Origin of the sequence: Pontibacter qinzhouensis (genome assembly GCF_008017455.1) — a bacterium.
In the GTDB taxonomy this organism is placed as follows: Bacteria; Bacteroidota; Bacteroidia; order Cytophagales; family Hymenobacteraceae; genus Pontibacter; species Pontibacter qinzhouensis.
Window position 1 is genome coordinate 1 of sequence record NZ_VRTY01000159.1, and the last position, 7,928, is coordinate 7,928.

The following is a 7,928-nucleotide window of genomic DNA, read 5'->3' on the forward strand; positions in this document are numbered from 1 at the left end:
TGATTTTGTATCGAGCAAAAGCCATTTTTTACCTTGCTGGTTTACATAAAATATTTCGCCGCTCCAGTTCGAAACAAAAAAGTTGCCGGTACCATCTGCAGCAATGCCATCAGCGTTTTCTATGCCTTCTGTCCAGTCAGTAAATCGTTTGCGGTTGGGGTCGAGGAACCGGACGTGGCCTGAATTTTTAAAGGCAACGAGCAGGCGGTTCTGGTCGAACAAAAGGCCATTCGGTAACTCGTTCTTCATTTTATCGAACCAGTTGCTGATGCGGCCGTTCCGAAGCAGGTAAATCCGACCTTCTTTCGAGTCTGATATATAAACATTCCCTTCTCCATCTACAGTTACATCGTTCAGGTCGGTTGCTTTGTCTGCTTTAAATCGTTCCAAAATAGAACCGGTTTGCGTGGCTATGGCTACTACTTCATCCATATCGGCCACATATAAAATGTTATTAAAGAGCGCCATGCCTTTTGGATTATTCAGGCCTGCCACCCAAAAAAGCTGCTCAATTTCTCCGTTCGGAGTCATAACCGATATAAAACCATCGCCATCTTTGCGGTCTTCGGTCCTTTTGTTGATGTTCGATACATAAATAACATTTCGTTGCGGGTCGTGCAGCACCGATTCGGGGGTTCGCAGCGTGTTGTCGCTGGTCCAGGCTTCCTGAAGTTTTACCGGTGTTCCTCCTCCAAAAAGGCCGGAGCGGCAAGAGGTAAACAATGGACTTGCAAAAACGACGATCAGCAGGAAAAGGAACGGGCGCATAGACTGGTTGATTGGTTTACTTCACCTTTACGGCAGTTTACCTGATGCTGTTGACAAAGAGTTAAAGCAAATCTGCTTACTAGTGGCTAGAGCTTGAGATGGTACAGCAAAAGATACATGCTGTAAGCAACCCAACACACAAATAATGAGCTTGTTTTCTTCTTTAAAACAGAAGCTGGCCGTTAAAAACCATTCTTGAAATCCTTGCATATAATTTTACCGCCTACCCAGTGTGCATTGCCAAGAATTATTTCTTAAACGGAAGAGCGGCGAAGAACTCTTAGCGTGCGCAACTCCAGCAAGCGCCTGAAGGAACAGAAGCAGCAATTTTTAAAAATACGCTCTACATTAACGGCAGCAGTAAGTGGTGAAAAGAAACAGAAACTGCAAAGATTAAAATTGAAGTTTAACGCTAATCTGCTACTGCCTTACCATGTTCTGCCACACCACGTAAAATAAAGACTTAAGAAGTGACTAAACCAAGCTTCGCCAATGTCCGGTTTCTGGATACTTTACCGGTTGGTGTTTCGCTGAAGGAGGGGCTGTAGTAAATTTCTTTCGGGATTTCGAATTTGCGCAGCAGGTGCACCAGCTTACCAAAAAGCACCAGTTCTGCCTCAGCACCCCAAGGCTCTCCTTCCACAATTAAAATAATTTTATCGCCAAGTAGTTCATCGGGTTGAGAGGTCACGAAAAAGCGCGGCATTGGGTCGCGGTTCATAAGGGCTTCGGCAATGGCTACCTCCAGCTTTTCGGTCTGAACTTTAACACCGCCGGTGTTAAGGGTATTATCTATGCGACCAATCCACCTGAAGCGGGTAGGAGTGAGGATCTCTACCAGATCGTTTGTGATAATGAGTTCGTTGTTTGTGACGTCGGCCTTTATGGTGAGGCAGCCTCGTTTATCCTGGGCAATTTCTACGCCACGCAGCACTTCGTAATACTCTGCCGCCGCAGGTCCGTTTAGCTGACGCAAAGCAATATGCGAAACAGTTTCAGACATGCCATAGGTATGGTAAACAGGTGTAGTAATGCGCTGGAGGTCGCGCTGCAGGCCCATGTTAACGGGTGCTCCACCCACTAAAATTGCTTTCATGCTGTTGAGCCATTCTATAGAAGCTGGGGTGTCTTGCAGCATGGTCTGCAGCTGCATGGGCACAAACGAAGACAAATCAAAAGTAGCGGAGGCAGGTAGCTGCACCATCGGGTTACTGGCCGGCGACAAAATTGTCATGTTCAGGTTGCCTACCAGGCCCCGGACCAGCATCATCAAGCCACCAATATATTCAGTATTTAAACAGACCAAAGCGGCATCCTCAGGTTTAATTTGCAGCAGCCGGAGGGTCTTAAGCGCGCTAGACTCCATCTGCTTCCGGGTGAGCACTACCTGCTTGGGAGCACCGGTAGAGCCAGATGTCTGCGTCGAAAATTCCTGTACACCATTCAGCCACTCTGCACAAAATTCAAGGGTTTTAACTTCATACCCATTCAAAGGCGTGTCGTTGCGAAAAGCATAAGAGGCTAGTTCAGCATATCCGAACTTTTTACCGTTTAGTAGCAGTGACTCTGGCATGATTAGTACAATTATAAAGTGTCAGATATACAACTAACAAGTTTCAAATTCAACAGAATAAAAGCAAGTAATTATCCTTAATTTTTTAACTTAAAACAAGCAAAAGCCACCATAAGTTTTAGTAATTCTACTTACAGTGGCTTTTGCCTACCAAAATGCTCCTCTTACTGCCTGTCCTGGCAGAAACTTCTATAGTTTAAAAATACCTTAACAATATAGCATTACAACTATGTTGTTTTTATAAAAGTACAAAAACTAACAAACTCTCATTTGTCTAAATTATTCAGATGAAAATTGCCTTCAGAAGGCTTTAGCCCGGTTTGGAGTCAAGGGTCTGGATCAAGGGAATTTTGGGAATTTCGAGAAATCCGGCTTCCGCTTCTCCAGAAAAGCATTCTTTCCTTCTTTTGCTTCTTCTGAAAGGTAATACAGCAAGGTGGCATCGCCTGCCAACTGCTGGATCCCGGCCTGCCCGTCTAGTTCAGCATTAAAAGAGGCTTTGAGCATGCGCAAGGCCAGCGGGCTCTTCTGCAGAATTTTTTCGCACCAGGCAATGGTTGTTTCCTCGAGTTGCTCCAAGGGCACTACCTTGTTCACCAGCCCCATTTGCAGAGCATCCTGGGCATCGTACTGGTCACACAGAAACCATATTTCGCGGGCTTTTTTCTGCCCTACCACACGCGCCAGATACGAAGCACCAAAGCCACCGTCAAATGAACCTACATTAGGCCCGGTTTGGCCAAAACGGGCATTTTCGGCTGCAATAGTCATATCACAAACTACATGCAGCACATGGCCGCCACCTATGGCCCAGCCAGCCACCATGGCAATTACAGGTTTAGGAACACGTCGGATCTGCATTTGCAGGTCGAGCACGTTGAGGCGCGGAACCGTGTCTTCGCCCACATAACCGCCATGCCCACGCACGCTTTGGTCGCCGCCACTGCAAAAGGCTTTTCCGCCCTCGCCGGTTAAAATAATGGCTCCCACATTTTCGTTCTGGCGTGCCAGTTCCATGGCTTCGCTCATTTCTGTTACAGTGCGGGGAGTAAATGCATTGTGCACCTGAGGGCGGTTAATGCTGATTTTGGCTATGCCGTTGTAATATTGAAAAAGAATCTCTTTGTATTCTTTCAGAGTTGTCCAGTTAAATTTGCTCTCCATTATAATATTGTGTTAAACATGGTAGCCAAAGGCTGCTATAAAAGCAGTTTACCTGCTTGCGAGGTAAAAGTACAAATTGTGGCTATTGTTTAAAACAGCAACATACCTTTATACCTGTTTTTTTGATTTCTGATTGGCTACAAAAGGGGCAAAGCTTTCCTTTTTACAGCGAGGCAGCTGTAGAAACCTGCAAAGAATGAGGCTGTCCTGAAGTTAATTATCCAGCGGATCGTGTTTCTCTTTAATGCGGTAATCGGCTGAGAGGCGACCTGAACCAAATATCAGGAAAAAAATAAGCAGAGCTAACACAATAATAGAAGACCACAGTTCTGTGTTCTGAGAGTAAAAACCTCTCTCCGGGTTTATAAAGAATACTGCCCCGATCAGTATCGGAATCTGAAAAAGAATGGCGGCTCTGGTAATAAGACCAATGGCAATTAAAATACCACCCACCAAATGTGCAAATGCCACATAATGCGCTATTCCGAACGATACCCATTGAAACTGGCTGTTATTCATGATCTGCTGCAGCGCTGCCGTATCCTGAATAAATAGCCAGCCCTTCACAAAAATGAAGATGCCCAGGGCCATGCGCAAAAAGTCTATCCAGAGCGGGTGGTGCGTATCAGCCCACCGCTCCACGCGGTTTAAGTCTTGTGTTACATTCATGGCGAAAGAATTTAGATTTATAGATAATTGTCTTACTTATTAAACGAATTCTTCAAAACTTCGGACATGAGGTAGCGTAGCAAACAAGACTTAAGAGCTGCTATGTTAGATAAAGAAAGTTACAGTAGGTGCTTAGAAAACAATCCGTAAAGCTTAAAGTGTTTTAAATAAACGAACCGGCAGAGTGGTCATAATATGATAGATGGCGACACAACTTGTCAGAATTCAACAGTTGATTTTTTCATTTAAACAGGATGAAGTCAAAATCTTGTGTCCTATTACAGGCAGTACAAGTTCGAATTCTGATAAATTATGCTGTAATACATGCTTACCCTTGGCAAAAAAATGGTCTAAAAGCTTCTGAAGGCAGAATTCATTAGAAAAATTTTGCTAATAGAACTCTCCCTTCAGAAAAGCATCACCACCAGTAGCTGTTTCTATATACCGGATTTTAACAGTTGCTGCTTGTAGCGTGCAAACGAAGCCTGGTTCTGTTTACTGTCGGTGAATATTTCCAGGATGCCAGCGCCTGCCTCTTCCGTAAAAAAGGTTTTTAGTGCTACCTGCAGCTCCTCTAATGAGTGGCAGGCCGTGTAGGCGAGGTTGAAATCTCGGGCTGTGTTCTCGCCATTCAGGGCCTGGTGTGTCTCAAAAAAGGGTTCCAGCTCCGGTTGCTGCCTTGGCCCGTCAATTAGTCTGAAAATTCCTCCGGCATGGTTGTTCAGGAGAATGATGCGGAGGTTCTGCGGCAGGTAATTATGCCAAAGGCCGTTTCGGTCGTAAAAAAAAGCCAGGTCGCCGGTAATAAGCGTGGTGAGGTACGGACTGGTGAGGGCACAGCCAACGCTGGTGCTGGTGCTGCCATCTATGCCGCTGGTACCACGATTGGCGTACACAAACAGTTTTTGCTCCTTCTTCAGTCCCAGAATGTTGGCATAGCGCACCGCCATGCTGTTGGCCAGGTGCAGGTTACCTGGCTGCGGAAGTTGATGGAGAACCTGGGCCAGAACCGCTAACTCGCTGTATTCAGCTTCTGCTGTATAGTTTCTAAGAAAAGCGGCTGCCTGTTCCTCTTTTGCTGCCCAGCAGGTTTGGTAGGCGCTAACATGTAATGTAGTTGCGCCGGCAGCTTCTGACAATCCTTCAAAAAACGCAGTAGGAGCAGACCGGATGATGCGGGTAAGCACCTGGAACGTATCGGCCACGGCACCTGCCGCTTGTATGTGCCAATGCGCCTTTGGCTTGTACTGCCGCAGGTACAACTTCAGGCTTTTCGAGATAATTGATTTACCGAACGTGAGTAGTAGCTCCGGCTGCAGCGCCATCATTTTTTCTTCTTCCGGACAAGCCAGGATTGCATCGTGGTACCGCACTGCTTGTGGCAACTGATGAACATTAGCTATACTGTCGCCTACCACCACGGCACCGGTAGCATGCATAAAAGAACCTAGCTGCTGCAACAATTCTTCCTGGTAAGCATCCTGACCGACTACAATTAAAACACGCTTATACTGCCTTACCTCCTGCAGCCATTGGTTTGCCTGGCTATCGGTAATTGAGTAGGTGTTCTGCTGTTCCTCAATCACCTTCACGTTCGCATCGAACTGAAGTTCCTCGCCCGGAGCCGGGTAAAAAGGCTCCCGCAGTGGCACGTTAACATGAACAGGTCCAGCCGGAAAGGCAGCGGCCTCGTTCAACGCCTCCGATACTAGTCGCTCCGTATGCCAAACAGCATCGGGGTGCGAAAGGTCCACCGGAAAAGTAAAGCTGTTTTTGACATGCTGCCCAAAAACCTGCTGCTGCCGGATAGTCTGGCCATCCATCTGATCTATCCACTCAGGTGGCCGGTCGGCAGTGAGCACCAACAAAGGCACCTGCTGAAAATAAGCTTCTGCTATGGCCGGAGCATAGTTTAAGGCTGCGGTGCCGGAGGTGCAAACCAACACTGTCGCTTTTCCGGTGGTTAAGGCCATTCCCAGTGCTATAAAGGCAGCTGCTCGCTCATCGCTCACTGTTCGCACCGTTAAATCAGGGTGACGGGCAAACGCTATGGTAAGCGGCGCACAACGCGACCCCGGCGATAGCACCACCTGCTGCACACCCTTCCTGGCACAAATCTCTGCAATATTAACAACCGGCTGAAGAATCATCTTTTAATTTTGAATGAGTGATTGAGTGGATGAGTGAATGGTAGGCAGAATTTTAGAATAGGTAATTTAGGTTCGATCTTGGTATGAATGAAATAGGTTTTGCATTTCGTCTGCTCTGGCCAATGCTCAACATTATTTTACGTTATAATCAGCGAATTAATGGTACCAGAACTTAGTTATACTTAAAGATCAGTAATCCGTTTTCTACAAAGCCTGATAAAGAAAAAGTATTCACTCATTCAAAATTTAAGCCACCTAACACTCTGCGCATAGCCTGCAGTTTGTACTGCGTTTCCAGCCATTCTTTTTCCGGGGAAGACTCTCCTGTAATGCCTGCACCTGCATATAAAATAGCCATTGTCTCAAGCAATTGCATACACCGGAGGTTCACGTAAAGCTGAGTGCCATCGGGGCTGCCAACCGGCCCGAGGTAGCCACTGTAGTAGCTGCGGTCATAGCCTTCGTGCTCCAGAATGAACTGTAAGGCTGGTTCTTTGGGCATGCCACAAACCGCTGAGGTAGGGTGCAGCAGATGTAGCATATCGGTGCCCAGGTTCGGGAAATCGGGCTCCGTTTTCATATCCACCTTAAAGTCGGTGCGCAGGTGCATCAGGTTTCCGGCAATAATGGTTTTGGGGCCTATTTCGGTGTAGTCGCGCAGCCTTATCTTTTTAAAGCAATTAATAACGTAGCGCTCTACCAGGGCCTGCTCCTCAATTTCTTTTTGTCGCCAGATGGCGTTAGCCGTGGAGGTAGCATTGGTAATGGGTTGTGTGCCGGCCAGCGCTACCGTTCTGAAAACCTGATTTTGATCTACACTAACCATTATTTCAGGCGAAGCCCCGATCCAGGTGCCCACACCCGGCACAGAGACCAGCGATACCATGGCGCGAGGATGGAGTCCGAGCATCGTTTCAAAAGCAGTAACAGGCGAGAAGTTCGCTGGAATTGGCAGGGTAAGTGTCCGGGAAAGCACAACCTTTTCCATTTCTTCTGCCAGAATAGTAGCAACAGCTTTTTTGACAGCATTTTTATATGCAGCTTCCGGTTGTTCGGTAGCCAGTTCGCTGCCAGCAGGAAGGTGCCACTTGCTTTTGCCTGGAAACTGCTGTAGTGCCAGTTCCTCCTGAAAGCGCTCCGCGGCCTCTGTAGGCGCATCGGCAGCAATGGTTATAGCCGACTTCTCAGAGCTGGCCTGTAGATCGGCCTTGATAAACAAATTGCTGTGCTGCTCATTGGCTGTGAATGGGCAAAACAGAAACCCAAACGAACTATGCTCCAGCACAGGTTGACCCACCTTATAATCTGGCTGCAACGAAATGGCCACCTGCCAGTTGTCGGCATGTGGTAAGCGCCAGGCAGCTATGGCCGTTCCTTGCGCTCTGGCAGTCTCGAATAGTGTCGACAGGGCAGGAGCAAGCTCGTCTACTCTGTTATCTGTAGCTTTTGGCATCGCTTACATTTTATCTATTACGGCCACGGTCATGCGGCTAATGCATACAAGTTCGCCCGCTTCGTTTGTAATCTTTGTTTCCCAAACCTGTGTGCTGCGCCCGGCATGTAAGGTAGTAGCCCTGCCGTAAACCCAACCCTCCCGAACACCT

At 47.3% G+C, this 7,928-nt stretch carries 7 protein-coding genes; all 7 read right to left on the bottom strand.

All coding sequences use genetic code 11. The features are described 5' to 3' along the window. Window positions 1-768, bottom strand: a 768-nt coding sequence (locus tag FVR03_RS23115) for an SMP-30/gluconolactonase/LRE family protein (RefSeq protein WP_147924147.1), incomplete at its 3' end; no start/stop codon positions are given. 463 nt (window positions 769-1,231) lie between these two features. Further along, entirely contained in the window at window positions 1,232-2,341 is a 1,110-nt protein-coding gene (locus FVR03_RS23120; RefSeq protein WP_147924148.1) for an AMP-binding protein, read from the bottom strand. Window positions 2,342-2,680: 339 nt separating this feature from the next. Continuing rightward, on the bottom strand, window positions 2,681-3,505 hold the full coding sequence (gene menB / locus FVR03_RS23125) for a 1,4-dihydroxy-2-naphthoyl-CoA synthase (RefSeq protein WP_147924149.1): 825 nt from the start codon (window positions 3,503-3,505) through the stop codon (window positions 2,681-2,683). Between the two features lie 213 nt (window positions 3,506-3,718). Further along, window positions 3,719-4,174 carry a DoxX family protein gene (locus FVR03_RS23130; protein WP_147924150.1) on the bottom strand — a complete coding sequence of 152 codons (456 nt, stop codon included), beginning with the start codon at window positions 4,172-4,174 and terminating at the stop codon, window positions 3,719-3,721. A 437-nt stretch (window positions 4,175-4,611) separates the two neighbouring features. Continuing rightward, window positions 4,612-6,324, bottom strand: coding sequence for a 2-succinyl-5-enolpyruvyl-6-hydroxy-3-cyclohexene-1-carboxylic-acid synthase (gene menD / locus FVR03_RS23135; RefSeq protein ID WP_147924151.1), 1,713 nt, complete (start codon window positions 6,322-6,324; stop codon window positions 4,612-4,614). 235 nt (window positions 6,325-6,559) lie between these two features. After that, window positions 6,560-7,777 carry a chorismate-binding protein gene (locus FVR03_RS23140; RefSeq protein ID WP_147924152.1) on the bottom strand — a complete coding sequence of 406 codons (1,218 nt, stop codon included), beginning with the start codon at window positions 7,775-7,777 and terminating at the stop codon, window positions 6,560-6,562. 3 nt (window positions 7,778-7,780) lie between these two features. Then, the coding region (locus tag FVR03_RS23145) for a PaaI family thioesterase (protein WP_147924153.1) at window positions 7,781-7,928 on the bottom strand (148 nt) is incomplete at its 5' end.